The organism is Bacillus thuringiensis (genome assembly GCF_001182785.1).
GTDB lineage: Bacteria > Bacillota > Bacilli > Bacillales > Bacillaceae_G > Bacillus_A > Bacillus_A thuringiensis_S.
The window spans coordinates 5,191,614-5,207,952 of the sequence record NZ_CP012099.1; the positions used below are offsets into that span (position 1 = coordinate 5,191,614).

The window sequence follows — 16,339 nt, forward strand, 5'->3', positions numbered from 1 at the left end:
ACCTTCTCAATTATGTCGTTTCTCTATCTACTAACTCTGGTAATAACTCTATATGCTTCACATCTAATTTCTCTTCATTAATTTTTTCATATAATAATTCAAACGCTTTCACTCCAACATTTTTACTAGAATGCGAAATCGTCGTTATACCCAATATATCTGCCACCTCTTGATCATCACACCCAATAATCGTAATATCCTCCGGAATACGAATTCCTTGTTTTTTTGCTTCTGTAACCATCCCCGCTGCAATATGGTTACAAGATACAAGGAACGCCGTCGGTTTTACTGACATATGAGCCCATTCTCTAATTACATTACGTCCATCTTCCACTGTAAAACAACCCTCAAATTTCCAGGTCTCTAACGGTGTTACGATACTCTGTTGAAGCGAATCTTCATACGCCTTCTTTCGTCTTTGGCTATTAACACTATTACTTCTTCCAATACAATATCCAATACGTGTATGACCGGCATCTATTAAGCTTTTCATCCCATGTGAAAATACTTTGTAGTAATCAATATGGACACTTGAAATGCACTTCGAATCTATTTCTTCACACATAACAATCGGGCCGAATTTCGTATATTCTTCAAGCTTCTCCTTACTATTTGCCCGAGAACAAATAATAACCCCATCAAGCTTTTTCATTTTTAACATATTTAAAATTTCTAGTTCTCTTTCCTCGCTATAATTCGTCTGGCAAAGCATCATATTATAATTATTCTTTGCTGTTTCTTTTGATATTCCCTCGATAATAGCGCTATAATATTGATCATTTACGTGTGGCAATAAAACGCCAATTACATTCGTTTTTCCTTTCACTAAATGAATTGCATTCACGTTTTGCGTATAATTTAATTCTTCTATAATCGCTAAAATTTCTTTTCGTTTCTGTTCATTTACATACGGATGATTATTTAGTACACGTGAAACAGTTGAAACAGATACTCCAGCAAGTTCAGCAATCTTTCTTATATTTGTCATCTCATTTTCCCCTTCTCACAAAAATTCTCCCTTGACCTGGTAAGCTTTCCACAATATATCCTTTCCTAGCAAATACATTTAGAAAGGATATACAACTATGCTTCGATTCAAATTAGAATATATATTTTTCATTAGCGGTTTACTCATTCTTGCCATCGGTATTAATATGATGACGACAATTACTTCCTTTGGACTTAGTCCTTATGATTCCTTCTTTATTGCACTATATCAAAATTTTGGGATAAGTATTGGTTTTTGGATTTTCATGATTAACTTTGCCTTTACACTTATCGTACTCTTTTGGAATAAAAAACAAATTACAATCGGGACAATTGTAACGATGGTTCTTATTTCTCTTTTTGTTGATTGGATTGGTTCCATTACAACTATTATGGACGCTATCCGCTCTCTTCCAAAATATATAACACTTATTTGCGGAAATCTATTCGTTGGAGCTGGAATTGGTCTTTACGTCTCTACAAACCTTTGCGCAGCGCCTCAAGAAGCTTTCGTTTTAACGGTTGCTGAAAAGAAAAAATGGACGTTTAGAAGAACAGAGATTTCATTAGCCTTTTTATTTTTAACGTTAAGCTTTTTATTAGATGGACCTATCTATTTTGGAACAATCATCTTATCCTTTACAACAGGCTGGATTATCCAAGCATTTATTCAAGTTGGTACGCAGATTTTAAATAGAAAAGAGCCTATTAAGCAAGCTGCTTAATAGGCTCTTTCTGTTTTATGGTAAGAGATACTACTTAGCATCCCCTTCAATTCGATAGTTCGCTTTCAAACAATCTATTTCTTCATACCCTTGCAACGTATGTAGAATATAATCATAATCAGCAAGCGACGCACGATGCGTTACAATTACAATTTCAGCCTTTCCTTTCTCTTCAAGCGGCATTTGAATAATTTTCTCAAAACTAACTCCGCGCTCAGAGAACAATGAAGTAATTTTTGCAAATACACCAATTTCGTCTTTTACATGAAGTCTTAAAAACTTTTTCACGACAATTTCGTCTGGCTCTTTTAATACTTTTTGATATTGCGGGACTACAGCACTATTTCCTGTTACCCCTAATCTAATATTTTGCATTACAGCAACTAGATCAGAAACAACAGCCGTCGCTGTCGGTAAACTTCCTGCACCTGGTCCATAAAACATCGTTTCTCCAACCGCTTCACCATACACATACACAGCGTTATATTCATTTTGTACCGCCGCAAGAGGATGTGTATTTGGCAGTAAAGTTGGTTCAACCGTAACCTCCAATTTTTCACCATCTCGTTTTGCAAGACCGATTAATTTAATTGTATAACCTAAGCTCTTACTGTATTCAATATCTTCCTCTGTAATAGAGGTAATTCCTTTTACTTTCACATCTCCAAGCTCTACATTTGTAGAGAAACCGAGAGTAGCTAAAATCGTCATTTTTCTTGCTGCATCTAAACCTTCTACGTCTGATGTTGGATCTGCTTCTGCAAATCCAAGTTGTTGGGCTTCTTTTAACACGTCGTTATATGCTCTCCCTTCGTCTGACATTTTCGTCAAAATAAAATTTGTCGTTCCATTTACAATTCCCATTACTTTCGTAATAAGATCTGAAGAAAGTCCTTCTACGATACTGCGTAAAATTGGAATTCCCCCTGCCACACTCGCCTCATAGAATAAATCAGCCTTATTATCTTTTGCTATCGCTAATAATTCAGCTCCATGTAATGCCATTAAGTCTTTATTTGCAGTTACAACATGCTTTCCGCTTTTTAAGGCTTGTAAAATATATGATTTTGCATCATCAATGCCACCCATCACTTCGATGACAACATCAATATTTGGATTATCTAAAATTTCATTTGCATCTTGTGTTAATAGAGTAGAAGGTACCTCTACCTCTCTCTCTTTCTCAATGTTTTGCACTAATACTTTCGTTACCTTCACTGGACAACCTACTTGGTGTATGAGTCGTTCTTGATGATCCGTAATAATACGAACCACACCACTGCCAACTGTCCCAAGACCTAATAACCCAACTTGAATTTCTTTCATAGTACTGTCCACCCCTCAAAAATTGTGTTTAGATGAAATTATATGAGTAAAAAATCTGAAAAACAATGTATTTTGAACATTCGGAAAAATATAAGTTAATCTTTACAAGGAAAACGTTGCCACGTGTTACACAATCTTTCTTTACAATATATAAGGGGTTTCTTGATACACGTAATAATTCAACCAATTAGAAAACAATAAATTCCCATGACTCCTCCACCTAACAAGCGGCTTTTCATCTGGATTATTATGTTTAAAATAGTTTTTTGGCACATCAATATTTAATCCCTTGTCACGATCTCGTTCGTATTCTTGTTTTAACGTCTCACAACTATATTCGCTATGTCCAAGGGCAAAAACTTGCCTTCCTTCTTGCCCAATAACAAGGTGAACACCTGCTTCTTCAGAGTTTGCTAACAATGTTAATTCTTTCACTTCTCTAATATCATTCTCTCGTACTTCTGTATGACGAGAATGCGGAGCAAAAAACAATTCATCAAATCCTTGTAACAATTTCACATGTTGCTCGCAAACCTCATGTTCAAATACACCGAACATTTTTTCCTTAAGGGGATACTTTGGAACACCATAATGATAGTACAAGCCAGCCTGTGCCCCCCAGCAAATATGGAGCGTAGATGTTACATTCGTTTTTGAATACTCCATAATACGTTTAAGCTCTTCCCAATAATCTACTTCTTCAAAAGAAAGAGTTTCAACTGGTGCTCCTGTAATAATGAGCCCATCAAATTTTTCATTTTCAATATCACGAAACGTTTTATAAAAGCTCGTTAAATGGTCCTGCGCTACATTACGAGACAGATGTGATTCCATATGAAGTAAATGAACATCTAATTGCAACGGTGTGTTTCCAATTAAGCGAAGTAATTGCGCCTCTGTGTCTTGCTTCGTTGGCATTAAATTTAATATAGCAATTTTTAAAGCGCGTATATCTTGTGTTTCTGCTCGCTCCTTCGTCATTACAAAAATATTTTCTTTTTGCAACACTTTGCGAGCCGGTAAATCTTTATCAATTATGATCGGCATGTGTTTTGCCTCCAACTAGAGCTGCTTCCAAATCTGCAATAATATCAGAAACATCTTCTATACCAACCGATAAACGAATTAAATCAGATGTAACACCAGCTAAACGCTGATCTTCAGCACTTAATTGTCTATGCGTCGTACTAGCAGGATGTATAACGCAAGTTCGTGCATCAGCTACGTGTGTTACGAGAGTTGCTAGTTTTACATTTGCGATAAATTCTTTTGCTGCTTCTAATCCCCCTTTAATCCCAAATGTTAAAACCCCACTAGCACCTTTTTTCAAATACTTTTGTGCTAACGAGTAATTTTCATTACTATCTAATCCCGGATAATTCACCCATTCAATACGTTCATGATTAGCAAGCCACTTAGCAACCGCGAGAGCATTTTCGCTATGACGCTCCATTCGTAAATGTAAAGTCTCTAAGCCAATATTGCTAATATATGCATTGAATGGGCTCATACAATTCCCATAATCTCTTAATAGCTGAACACGTGCTTTCACAATATACGCTGCTGCACCAAAGTTTTGAACGTAACTTACACCGTGATAACTTGGATCTGGTTCAACAAGCTCAGGATATTTTCCATTTGTCCAATCAAAGTTTCCACCGTCAATTACAATACCGCCTAAGGAGCTCGCATGCCCATCGATATATTTCGTCGTAGAATGAACAATAATATTCGCCCCATGTTCAAACGCTTGGCATAAATAAGGAGTTGCTAATGTATTATCAACGATAAAAGGTACCTCTAATTCTTTAGCGGCAGCTGAAAATTCTTTGAAATTTAAAACGTTCATCGCTGGATTTCCTAATGATTCTGCATAAATGAGTTTCGTCTTGTCATTAGCAAGTGCCGCAATTTCATCTGCCGTTAAATTTGGATTAAAGAACGTAACATCAATGCCAAGTTTACGCAAACTCACTCCAAATAAATTAAACGTTCCCCCGTAAACCGTTGAAGAGCAAAGCAAATGGTCTCCACTACTACAAATATTTAAAACTGCGAGCATAATGGCTGCTTGCCCAGAAGCCGTTGCAACAGCTCCTACACCGCCTTCTAAATCTGATAACTTCTGCTCAAATGCGGCTAGAGTAGGGTTTCCAATACGCGTATAAATATATCCTTCTGCCTCTAAGTTAAATAGGGCTGCTAAATCATCTGAAGTATCGTATTTATACGTTGTACTTTGATAAAGTGGTAAAACACGTGGTTCACCATTCTTTGGCGTATAGCCACCTTGCACACAAATCGTTCCTTTTCCCCATGATTCTCCCATCTCTCATTCTCCTTTCTTTTATACAAAATAAAAAACTGCCCCTTTCCTGAAAACAAGAAAGGAGCAGTTTGAAAACACGCTCTAAAGGCTCTTTCTTATCTCTCAGGATTACTACCTGCAGGATTTGGCACAATTCCGTTATACGGCTGTTGCCAAGGTTTCATCGGGCCTGTCCCTCCACCTTTTCTTGATAAGACTATGCAATTACCGTTGATTTTATAGCAATAATTTCCTAATGTCAAACTGTTTTTCTGAATGTTCTAAAATAAACGTTAACAATTTCATATAAAGCAACAAAAGAAATATATTCTAATCTATTTCAAAAAAGACCTTTAAAAACCTCAAATCAGTCTATAAAATTAAATAAGTAATTTAACCTATAAATTCAAATTCTCCAAAATTTAGCCTACATGTTGAATAGGCGATCCTCTCAAAAAGATACTATATATATTCAATCCATTTTCCACTAGTATATTTCACTTTTTTCCCTACTAAGATTTACATAACGGAGGTATAACATGACAGATAAAAAAGATATGCAGTACATACTTGCTCTATATGGCATTCTTCTAGGATCTATAGTAGGAGCTACAGTTTGGTTATTTTTAGTCACAATAAATATTGGAATCCACTTTATTTGGGGATACTTGCCTGAAGTTCTCTCTTTTCCCTCTTATTACACCCTTTGCGTAACAATAATTGGCGGGGTCCTCGTTGGTCTATCACAAAAATATTTCGGTACATACCCACGCCTTATGCCTGAAGTGATGACTGAATATAAAAAAACTGGTCGCATCGAATATCGCTTTGTCCATCGGGCTACTTTAACCGCGATTATTGTTTTAATTTTCGGTGCTAGTCTTGGTCCAGAAGCCGCACTAGTTGGAATTATAGGCGGACTTTGCACATGGGTAGGGGATCGCTTTAAATTTGCCTTGAAGGGTATGGATGAGCTAACCGAGATCGGAATTGGCGCTACTTTAAGTGTCATTTTCAACGCACCATTATTCGGTTATTTAGCACCGAATGAAAATGAGGGAGAACAAATTGCTGCTTTTTCTAAAGGAAAAAAGGCGATTGTATACTTAGCTACTACCTTCGCAGGTTTTTCTGTTTATTTACTACTGAGTAAACTCGATAATCGTGGATCCTTTATTGTTGATTTCGGGGAAGGTTCACTTTCTTTCAATGAATGGATCGCATTTCTTCCATTTGCTAGTATCGGTGCTATAGTTGGTTTCTTTTATTTCAAGTTAGAATTCACATTAGAGAAGTTAATTCACCCTTTTAGAGAATACAAGCTGACACTCGGAATTCTCGGTGGTATTTTATTAGGAATTGCAGGAACTTTTCTTCCATACACATTATTTTCAGGGGAACATCAATTAAAAGAATTAGTTGTTGAATGGAGCCATTTATCTTTTTGGATACTACTTCTTTCAGGGATTTTAAAGTTGTGCATTACTGCCGTTTGTTTGAACACAGGGTGGCGAGGTGGACATATCTTCCCAATTATATTTTCTGGGTCAAGTATCGGATACGCTGTAGCATCTATTCTTCCTATAGATCCAGTAGCATCTGTTGCCATCGTAACGGCAGCAATTTCGAGCTATGCGTTACGAAAGCCAATAGCTATAACATTACTATTACTTATGTTTTTCCCGCTTAATTTGCTATTGCCAATGCTTGGTGCAGCTGCTATCGGGAATGCCTTTCCACTTCCAAAACATAACGAAACTACAAATTAATCAAAATAGGCAGTGGGGACGAAAGCTCCACTGCCTATTTTTTTATTACACGCGCTGCTTTAATAACGCTTCTAACTCTTCAAAATTATGCACTTCATATGTCGGTATAATTCCACTATCATTTAATTTACTTTCTGGGTTAAACCAACAAGTATCAATTCCCGCTACATATCCACCTTTAATATCGGCGCTTAATGAATCTCCAATAATCAGCCCTTCTTCAGGTGCAAAGTTAGGAATCCGTTCAAAAACATAATCAAAATACTCTTTCATCGGCTTTTGAAAACCTGTATCTTCAGAAACAAAAACATCTTTAAACAATGAATGTAGCCCTGCATTACGCAAACGTTTATCTTGCGTCTTAGAAACACCATTTGTCACTATATACAACTCATACTCCCCTTGAATTTGATTTATAAATTCAAACGCACCTTGCATGAGTTGATTTCCTTCTTCTAAGTAGCTTCGATAATTATTTTCGAATAATATACCATCTGCTTCTTCTCCATACTCTTTAAACAACATAGAGAATCGTGTATTTACAACTTCATTGCGTGATAGTTCACCTTTTTCAAAAGCATCCCAAAGGCCTTTATTTATTTTTTTATAACGAGCCTCTATCTCGTCCGTTAAAGGGATCCCCTTCTCTTCAAAAAGCACCCGTAAAGCTACTTTTTCAGCCTTCTGGAAATCTAATAATGTATCATCTACATCAAATAGCAATGTTTTATATTTTTTCATAAATTCATCACACTCTCTTTTCTACAAAAACAAATTTACATCAATCGTATCATTCCTTCTTGTAAAGATAATAGGAGATATCTCATACTATAAATAGGGGTGAAAATATGAAAGTCAGCAAAAATGAGGAAGAAATTTATCAATACATGCGAATCCATCAATTCCATACCCTATTTTCATTTCATGTCTTGCCATATGTAGAGCTACATTCTTTTCAAACGAAAGAGATGATATGTAGCGAAGGAAATGCTCTCCCTTATCTCTATTACTTAATTTCTGGGAAAGCAAAAATATATATGAATCATAAAAACGGGAAAGTTTCATTAATTAATTTTATTCAAGCACCATCTTTTATCGGGGAATTAGGATTAATAGGAGTAGAAAATATTACTAAGTCCGTTGAAGTACTAGAAGATTGTGTTTGTTTGGCACTTCCTCTTAAAGATTGTCAGCAACTTTTATTACAAGATGCAACGTTTTTACAGCACTTATGCAAATTTATTGGAGAAAAGACAATTACTCGCACTGAAAATTACGCAAAAAACTATAGTTATCCTTTTGAAAATCGATTAGCTGCTTTTATTTTATTAACAGAACAAAATAATTGTTATATAGAAAAGCATACCGAGGCCTCGGAATATTTAAATGTCAGCTACCGTCATCTTTTATATGTATTAAATCAGTTTTGCCAACAAAATTACTTAAAAAAAGACGGAAGAACCTATTACATACGAGATCGAATTCAATTAGAAAAACTTGCTGATGAACTAAAAATATAAAAAAACAGCATTAACATTTACATGTTAATGCTGTTTTTTCGAGTGACGATTATAATTTTAATTAAAATTTACTTGCTACTTTAGCTGCTTCTTCAAGACCTGCAGCAATGATTTCTTCTGCTTTATCTGGGAATTGGTTATGTCCTTCAATAACTATTGTTTCCATGTTTGTCGCGCCGAAGAAGCCCATCATACTTGCTACATATTTAACAGCCATTTCTACCTCAGCTGCTGGACCTTCTGAATATACGCCGCCTCGTGCATTTAATAATGCAATCTTCTTATCTCCGATTAGGCCAACTGGACCTTCTGGTGTATATTTGAACGTTTTACCAGCACGGTTTAAATAATCAATATATGTGTGTAGCACTGCTGGAATCGTTAAGTTCCATAATGGGAAGCCGAAAACAACTTTATCAGCTTCTAGGAATTGATTTAAATACTTATCAGCAACTGCTACTGCTTTTGCCTCTTCTTCTGTTAAATCAAATCCTTTACCTGCCTTGAATGTACCATTGATCATGTCTACACCTACATATGGTAATTCTTCTTTATATAAATCCAGTTCTACCACTGTATCATTTGGATGTGCTTCTTTATAGTTTGCTAAAAATGCCTCATATAATTTCACACTAACTGCTTGTTCCGCTGGACGGTTGTTTGCTTTAACGAATAAAACTGTTGCCATTATTTCTTCCTCCTAGTACTCACTCTTATGTTGTTATATGCTTTCAAAAAAGGTATCCCTTGTAATTGTTGTTTTGTTGCTTACAAACATATTTTATCTTTATATCAGGACAATTTCGTCCTCACATAGACGTATTTTTCCATAAAAAAAGTCCACCTTCTAAAGGCGAACTAGGTCTTACGACTTTCGTCTTATACAATTCCATTTTTCACTGCATATAATGCCGCTTGCGTACGATCAGATAAATTCAACTTACTCAAAATGCTACTTACATGCGCCTTAACTGTCTTTTCTGTAATAACTAAAACAGATGCAATTTCCTTATTGCTCATCCCTTTCGCTAATAGCTGCAATACTTCATTTTCTCTCGCTGTTAGTACATCCACTTGAATAGAAGGCTCTTCTTCCTTTTCTTCTACAGGTAATGTTTGAGAGAGAAGAGCATTTGCTATATCCGGATGTAATTGAATATTACCTTTATATGCGCTTCGAATAGCTTCAACAAGCTGATCCGGTTCTACATCTTTTAAAATATATCCACTTGCTCCAGCCCTTAATGCAGGTAACACATGCGCCTGATCAGAAAAGCTAGTTAACACAATTACTTTCACATTTGGATACTCTTTTTTAATATATGCCGTCGCCTCAACACCATCCATTTCAGGCATATATAAATCCATTAATATAACATCAGGATTTGTTTCTCCTACTTTCACTAACGCTTCTTTCCCATTATTCGCTTCTCCAACTAACTCTAAATCTTCTTGCGTACTTAAGAAAAATGCTAATCCTTTTAAAACGACTGTATGATCATCAACTAACAATACTTTTATTTTCACAAACTTCCCTCATTTTCACATCATAATGGTACATTTACTTTTACGCTCGTTCGTTTATTACTACTTACAATTTTAATTGTTCCACCAACTAATTCTACTCTTTCACGCATCGTAGTCATACCTAGTGATTTCTTTTCTTTTATATTCTTTTCCACAAAGCCCTTTCCTTGATCAACTATTTCTAATGATACATTTTTCTCATTCACTGTAAAATAAATCGTCGCTTCTTTTACACCTGCATGCTTACTTACATTGTTCAGTGCTTCTTGGCCAATGCGCCACAAAGCTTCTTCTACTACACGAGGTAAATCACGAACACCTGTAACTTGCTCCCTAATTTTCAGTCCCAAATTTTCACCGTACTGCTTTAGAGCTGGCAATAATCCTTTTTCTAATCCTGCCGGGCGAAGCTGCCAAATTAATGTCCTCATTTCTTTCAAAGCTCCTTGCGCAAGTTCACGCATCTCATGCAAAGATTGATCTACCTTTTCATTTTTACCTTTTAAAACTGCCTCGGCGCCTTTTGTCATAAAGGTTAATGAAAATAATTTTTGCGAAACAGAATCATGTAAATCTCTTGCTAGCCGATTTCTTTCTTCCATTCGTACAAGTTCACGGCGCTGCTCGTTTAACCTCAAATTCTCTATTATTAACGAAACATGGTTCGATAGTGCTTGAATTACATCTATTGTATTAGCATCAAACTCTCCATTATTCAAGCTAACACATAAAACACCAAATATATGGTTTTGAATATGTATTGGCGTAGCGATAACAGCTCGATTTAGATGTACATTATGTCCTATTTGATGTTTTATTAGAACTGGTTCATCTTGTTCTAACGCCTTGTTGGCCGCCTCTTTTACATCCTCTTGTAACTCTTCCTGAACGTAAGACGCTCGCAAAGATAGTTCTTTTTCCTCCCTAATAAAAAGTGCCACTTGATTCCATTGAAATACCTCACCTACGTGATTTACCACCTTTTCAGGTAGTACATTAAACTTATGAATCGTTTTTAAATCTTGAATGAAACGCTCTAATTTCACATAATAATGTGCTCTTCTCTTTTCATTTTCATATAATTTCGTTCGCTTTAAAGCCGTACCAATTTGGAAAGCAACCGATTGGAGTAATACTAATTCTTCTTCCGAAAAATGTGTTTTACCCGGACTTGCAACATTTAACAACCCAAATTTTTCTCCTCCAGCTTTTAAAGGCACCGTAGCATGATGAAGAATACCCTCCGTATCTCCCCAATTATATTCAATTGCATTATTAATTCTTTTACATTCAATAATATTAACGGCTCTCTCTAATTTCCCATCTACAAAACCTCGTAAACACCAACACTCACCTTCGCACATCGGGCGTTTATTTTCATATGTAAGTGCCTCTGGTAATTGGTAATCAATCAACTTCGTATACTTCCCATTTTCATCCGCAAGAAAAATCCATCCTGTCGTTAAGCCTGTCACACTTAGTAATTTCTCTAGGACAGCTTGCAATACATGATATGTATCATTTGATGTATTTAAAGTTTCTGCAATTTCCTTTAATATAACTAATTCATTTGTACGATTATCTCGAAACATACTCAGTCTCCTGCATACAAGATTTTAAATAGCTCTTAAAATAAATCATCTACTTTTCACTTTGTACTTATTCGTAACATTGATATAATGGTGAAAACATAGTTTTCATTATATCACTTGAGGGGGCTTTCATAATGACATTAAATAAAGCACTTACTATCGCTGGTTCTGACACAAGTGGCGGTGCTGGTATACAAGCAGATTTAAAAACATTCCAAGAACTTGGCGTATACGGAATGACATCTCTTACAACAATCGTAACGATGGATCCACATAACGGTTGGGCACATAACGTATTTCCAATCCCAGCTTCTACATTAAAACCACAATTAGAAACAACAATTGAAGGTGTTGGCGTAGACGCTTTAAAAACAGGTATGCTTGGATCAGTAGAAATTATTGAAATGGTTGCAGAAACAATTGAAAAGCACAATTTCAAAAATGTAGTAGTTGACCCTGTTATGGTATGTAAAGGTGCAGATGAAGCATTACATCCTGAAACGAACGATTGCTTACGTGACGTTCTTGTGCCAAAGGCATTAGTTGTAACGCCAAACTTATTTGAAGCTTACCAATTAAGCGGTGTGAAAATTAATTCTCTTGAGGACATGAAAGAAGCAGCGAAGAAAATCCATGCTTTAGGTGCCAAATACGTACTAATTAAAGGCGGAAGCAAACTTGGTACAGAAACTGCAATCGACGTCCTATACGATGGAGAAACATTCGATCTTCTAGAATCAGAAAAAATCGATACAACCAATACACACGGTGCAGGTTGTACATATTCTGCTGCAATTACAGCAGAACTTGCAAAAGGAAGACCTGTGAAAGAAGCAGTAAAAACTGCTAAAGAATTCATCACAGCTGCTATTCGTTACTCATTCAAAATTAACGAATACGTAGGTCCAACTCACCATGGTGCATATCGTAAATTCGTTGTATCAAAAGAACTTGTCTAATATATAAATAAAAACACTCACAAGGTTCATACATTGCCTCTGTGAGTGTTTTTATAAGCTTTATGTCTTCTGGTCATCTTATCTTTAAGATGCAGAACTAACCTTATTTCTACCATTTCGTTTCGAGTAGTATAACGCATCATCCGCCGCTTGAATAAATTGCTCTGGTGATTCTTTATATTCTGAAATCCCTACCGAAACTGTAATTTTTATTTTCGTTCCATCTAACAATTGAAATGAATGTTTTTCAACAGCTATACGAGTTTGTTCCCCAATACGAATTCCATAAGCTATTCCTTTCCTTGGTATCAAAAGCGCAAACTCCTCTCCACCCTTTCGAAAAACCAAATCCGGAAATGCTGACATTTCTCGCAAAATATGCCCTACTTGTTTTAACACTTCGTCTCCCGCTGGGTGCCCATACGTATCATTTACATGCTTAAAGTGGTCAATATCTATAAGTAGTAAACAAAGTGAATCATTTTTCATACGCTTATTACCAATATGACGATTCATCTCTAAATCAAATTGTCTTACGTTTCCTAGGCTTGTCAATGCATCTATCGTTGCGTATTGCTTCATCGTTTGAAATAACCCATTGGATTGTAAAACATATTTTGCACTTATGAATGTTATGTAACCTGTAATAATACTAGAAATTAAATATAATCCCACTATGTGAATGTCTTTAATTAGCCATATATATAACGCTGGGATTAGAATAGATAAAATATATGCGTGTAACCATACCCACTTTTCCCCTAAAGAAAGCTTCATTCGCGAAATAAAGATACTCCCTATTCCTATCGCAATGATTGTATAAAAAGCCACTTGAGAAGCTAATGAATAATCCATAAACAACAGCCTTGTTACTAAAATCATACCAATTGTTATAGTACTCGCTATCGGCCCTCCAATAATAACAGCTAGAATAACTGCTAAGTAGCGTAAATCCAATAGGATAGTACCAACATGAACACCGAAATACATTAGTAATATACCTAATATCCCAGTAAAAATGCCCACTACACATTTCTGCCCAAAAGAGAATCCTTCTTTTAACGGCTTATCTCTTAAAAGCTGACCTCCAACAAAAATAAAGGAAAGAATAATTGTTGTATTTACAAATAAGTCCCTTAACATAAAATAATCTCCTTACTTTTCTATCTATCCCTTTCCTTACTTTATTGTATACGAAATACCTTTAATTCCCAAAGTTTTTTGTTTATTTTTGCTGTTCCACGTGAAACAGCAAAAAAATAAAAAGGGCGAAAGCTCGCCCTTTTTCATTAACAACAACGTGATATTTTTCCACCCTTTGCGTTAAATCTCGCTTCTTGTGCCTCAGCAAAAAACTGCTTTTGACATACAACCTCTTCTTCTGGATGATGCTTTTTCATATGCTCTACGTATACTTCATAACTTGGTACCCCAACAAGCAAACTAATAAAGCGCTTCCTTTCCTCCCATACTTGCCACAGCTTTTTAAGCATAGTTCCTCGACTCACTTTCATCTCTAGGAATATATGGTGCCTCTTTTAACGACATTGGCTTATTTCTTAATACTTGGATCCAAATTCGAAGTGCTGAAATTAACACAGCAATTACAACTATCATAAAAATCCCACAAAGCGCTGCATCGATATAATCATTAAAAATAATTTGCTTCATTTGAGAAACATTTTTAGCTGGTGCTAACACTTTTCCTTCATCTAACGCTCCCTGGAATACCTTCGCGTGAGATAGAAATCCGATTTTAGGATTTTCGTGAAATAGCTTTTGATAACCAGCTGTCATCGTTACAATAAGCAATCCCACAGTTGGAATAAGTGTTACCCAAACATACGCCTTTTTCCCCATTTTGAACAAAATTGTCGTTCCAAGTAATAATGCGATACCCGCTAACATTTGATTTGCAATACCGAAAAGTGGCCATAATGTATTAATTCCACCGAGCGGATCTATTACCCCTTGGTATAAGAAATATCCCCACCCTAATACACATAACGTTGTAGCTATTACATTCGCTAATGTAGAATCTGTTTTCGCAAACGGCTTATATACATGCCCTAAAATATCTTGAATCATAAATCGTCCTACACGCGTTCCTGCGTCAATCGTTGTTAAAATAAATAGTGCTTCAAAAAGAATGGCAAAATGATACCAGAATGCCATCATCGCCGTTCCACCTATTACTTGTGAGAAAATATATGCCATACCTATCGCTAACGTTGGTGCGCCACCTGTACGTGATAAAATTGTTTGCTCTCCAACATTTACAGCAAGTTCTTTTAGTTCATTTGGTGTAATAGCAAATCCCCATGAAGAAATAACTTGAGCTGCCTGCGATACATCCGTACCAATAAGTGCCGCCGGACTATTAATCGCAAAATAAGTTCCTGGCGTTAATACACAAGCTGCAATCATTGCCATCGCTGCTACAAACGACTCCATTAACATTGCTCCGTAACCGATTGGCTGTGCATGTCCCTCTTGCTCAATCATTTTTGGAGTTGTACCAGATGAAACGAGAGCATGGAATCCAGAGACCGCACCACAGGCAATCGTAATGAATAAGAACGGGAATAAATTACCGGAGAAAACAGGACCAGTTCCATCAATAAATTGCGAAACTGCTGGCATTTGTAAATCGGGTGCTACAATTAAAATGCCAATCGCCAAGCCAACGATTGTTCCAACTTTTAAAAACGTACTTAAATAATCACGTGGTGCTAATAACATCCAAACTGGTAATGCAGATGCAATAAATCCATATACAATAAGCATAATAGCAATTGTTTCACCACTAAATGTGAACATACTTGCAAGTGTTGGATTTTCTGCTACATACTGTCCTCCAATAAGAGATAAAATAAGTAGGATAATACCAATTACTGACCCTTCTCCAACACGACCAGGCCTAATATAGCGCATATAAACTCCCATTAAAATAGCGATAGGAATAGTTGCTGCTATCGTAAACATTCCCCAAGGACTTCCGATCAGTGCCTTTACTACGACTAACGCTAATACTGCTAATAAAATAATCATAATTCCTAAAATACCTATCATTGCAATTAGTCCTGTAACAGGTCCAATCTCATCCTTGATCATTTCTCCTAACGATTTACCATTACGTCTCATCGAAGCAAATAAAATGACAAAATCTTGGACAGCCCCCGCAACAACTACCCCAACGATAATCCAAATGGTCCCTGGTAAATATCCCATTTGTGCTGCTAAAATCGGTCCTACTAAAGGTCCCGCCCCAGCAATCGCTGCAAAGTGATGCCCAAACAATACCCACTTATTTGTTGGAACATAGTCTTTCCCATCGTTTAATGTATGAGCTGGTGTTTGCCGATTATCATCTAAATTAAAAACCTTTCTCGCTATAAATCTACTATAAAAACGATAAGCAACTGCATATACACATACGGCAGCTACTAAGAGCCATACAGCATTAATGGTTTCACCTTGTGATAAAGCTATTACCCCAAAAGCACCTGCTCCTACTGCTGTAATAACGCCCCAAAGTAAGATCGATTTCAATGTCTTCACATACAATTCCCCCAATACTATTTCTTAGTGGAGATTGTACTAAATTTTCTGAATATTTAACTTGA

At 36.1% G+C, this 16,339-nt stretch carries 15 protein-coding genes and 1 riboswitch; of the genes, 4 read left to right on the plus strand and 11 right to left on the minus strand.

Annotated elements, in window-relative coordinates; translation table 11 throughout:
• Positions 1-10: 10 nt before the first annotated feature.
• Entirely contained in the window at positions 11-988 is a 978-nt protein-coding gene (locus AC241_RS26820) for a LacI family DNA-binding transcriptional regulator (protein WP_029443691.1), read from the minus strand.
• 97 nt (positions 989-1,085) lie between these two features.
• On the opposite strand from AC241_RS26820, the gene AC241_RS26825 reads away from it, so the two are divergent.
• Entirely contained in the window at positions 1,086-1,712 is a 627-nt protein-coding gene (locus AC241_RS26825) for a YczE/YyaS/YitT family protein (RefSeq protein ID WP_016079593.1), read from the plus strand.
• A 30-nt stretch (positions 1,713-1,742) separates the two neighbouring features.
• Here AC241_RS26825 and AC241_RS26830 read toward each other — a convergent pair whose 3' ends face one another.
• From AC241_RS26830 to AC241_RS26840, 3 genes are all read right to left on the minus strand, one after another.
• The gene (locus tag AC241_RS26830) at positions 1,743-3,038 is read right to left on the minus strand and encodes a homoserine dehydrogenase (protein WP_016079592.1); all 1,296 of its coding nucleotides are present in this window, start codon (positions 3,036-3,038) and stop codon (positions 1,743-1,745) included.
• 141 nt (positions 3,039-3,179) lie between these two features.
• Entirely contained in the window at positions 3,180-4,085 is a 906-nt protein-coding gene (metA, locus tag AC241_RS26835) for a homoserine O-acetyltransferase MetA (RefSeq protein WP_016079591.1), read from the minus strand.
• Positions 4,069-5,367 carry a bifunctional O-acetylhomoserine aminocarboxypropyltransferase/cysteine synthase gene (locus AC241_RS26840; protein WP_016079590.1) on the minus strand — a complete coding sequence of 433 codons (1,299 nt, stop codon included), beginning with the start codon at positions 5,365-5,367 and terminating at the stop codon, positions 4,069-4,071. The genes metA and AC241_RS26840 overlap by 17 nt, the downstream gene beginning before the upstream one ends.
• 92 nt (positions 5,368-5,459) lie before the next feature.
• A riboswitch (SAM riboswitch) is annotated at positions 5,460-5,564 on the minus strand.
• A gap of 321 nt (positions 5,565-5,885) precedes the next feature.
• Between AC241_RS26840 and AC241_RS26845 the strand changes: the two genes are divergently transcribed.
• A complete protein-coding gene (locus AC241_RS26845; RefSeq protein ID WP_050844765.1) occupies positions 5,886-7,115 on the plus strand; it encodes a chloride channel protein in 1,230 nt (409 codons plus the stop codon).
• Between the two features lie 45 nt (positions 7,116-7,160).
• Here AC241_RS26845 and AC241_RS26850 read toward each other — a convergent pair whose 3' ends face one another.
• Positions 7,161-7,856, minus strand: a complete 696-nt coding sequence (locus tag AC241_RS26850; RefSeq protein WP_029443694.1) for a YjjG family noncanonical pyrimidine nucleotidase — start codon at positions 7,854-7,856, stop codon at positions 7,161-7,163.
• Positions 7,857-7,963: 107 nt separating this feature from the next.
• Between AC241_RS26850 and AC241_RS26855 the strand changes: the two genes are divergently transcribed.
• Complete coding sequence (locus tag AC241_RS26855; RefSeq protein WP_029443695.1) at positions 7,964-8,635, plus strand: transcriptional regulator YeiL; 672 nt, start codon at positions 7,964-7,966, stop codon at positions 8,633-8,635.
• 61 nt (positions 8,636-8,696) lie between these two features.
• Here the strand turns inward: AC241_RS26855 and AC241_RS26860 are convergent, their stop codons facing one another.
• From AC241_RS26860 to AC241_RS26870, 3 genes are all read right to left on the minus strand, one after another.
• Positions 8,697-9,323, minus strand: a complete 627-nt coding sequence (locus AC241_RS26860; RefSeq protein WP_050844766.1) for an FMN-dependent NADH-azoreductase — start codon at positions 9,321-9,323, stop codon at positions 8,697-8,699.
• 191 nt (positions 9,324-9,514) lie between these two features.
• Positions 9,515-10,162, minus strand: a complete 648-nt coding sequence (locus tag AC241_RS26865) for a response regulator (RefSeq protein ID WP_000695799.1) — start codon at positions 10,160-10,162, stop codon at positions 9,515-9,517.
• Positions 10,163-10,182: 20 nt separating this feature from the next.
• Positions 10,183-11,754 (minus strand): GAF domain-containing sensor histidine kinase, encoded by a 1,572-nt coding sequence (locus AC241_RS26870; RefSeq protein ID WP_029443696.1) that lies wholly within the window; start codon positions 11,752-11,754, stop codon positions 10,183-10,185.
• A 134-nt stretch (positions 11,755-11,888) separates the two neighbouring features.
• Here AC241_RS26870 and pdxK point away from each other — a divergent pair, with 134 nt between their 5' ends.
• Positions 11,889-12,713 carry a pyridoxine/pyridoxal/pyridoxamine kinase gene (gene pdxK, locus AC241_RS26875; protein ID WP_029443697.1) on the plus strand — a complete coding sequence of 275 codons (825 nt, stop codon included), beginning with the start codon at positions 11,889-11,891 and terminating at the stop codon, positions 12,711-12,713.
• Positions 12,714-12,797: 84 nt separating this feature from the next.
• Here pdxK and AC241_RS26880 read toward each other — a convergent pair whose 3' ends face one another.
• From AC241_RS26880 to cstA, 3 genes are all read right to left on the minus strand, one after another.
• On the minus strand, positions 12,798-13,856 hold the full coding sequence (locus AC241_RS26880; protein ID WP_016079585.1) for a GGDEF domain-containing protein: 1,059 nt from the start codon (positions 13,854-13,856) through the stop codon (positions 12,798-12,800).
• Between the two features lie 146 nt (positions 13,857-14,002).
• Positions 14,003-14,206: a YbdD/YjiX family protein gene (locus AC241_RS26885; RefSeq protein ID WP_016079584.1), complete on the minus strand. Its 204-nt coding sequence runs from the start codon at positions 14,204-14,206 to the stop codon at positions 14,003-14,005.
• Positions 14,199-16,274 (minus strand): carbon starvation protein CstA, encoded by a 2,076-nt coding sequence (cstA, locus tag AC241_RS26890; protein WP_050844767.1) that lies wholly within the window; start codon positions 16,272-16,274, stop codon positions 14,199-14,201. The genes AC241_RS26885 and cstA overlap by 8 nt, the downstream gene beginning before the upstream one ends.
• Positions 16,275-16,339 lie beyond the last annotated feature (65 nt).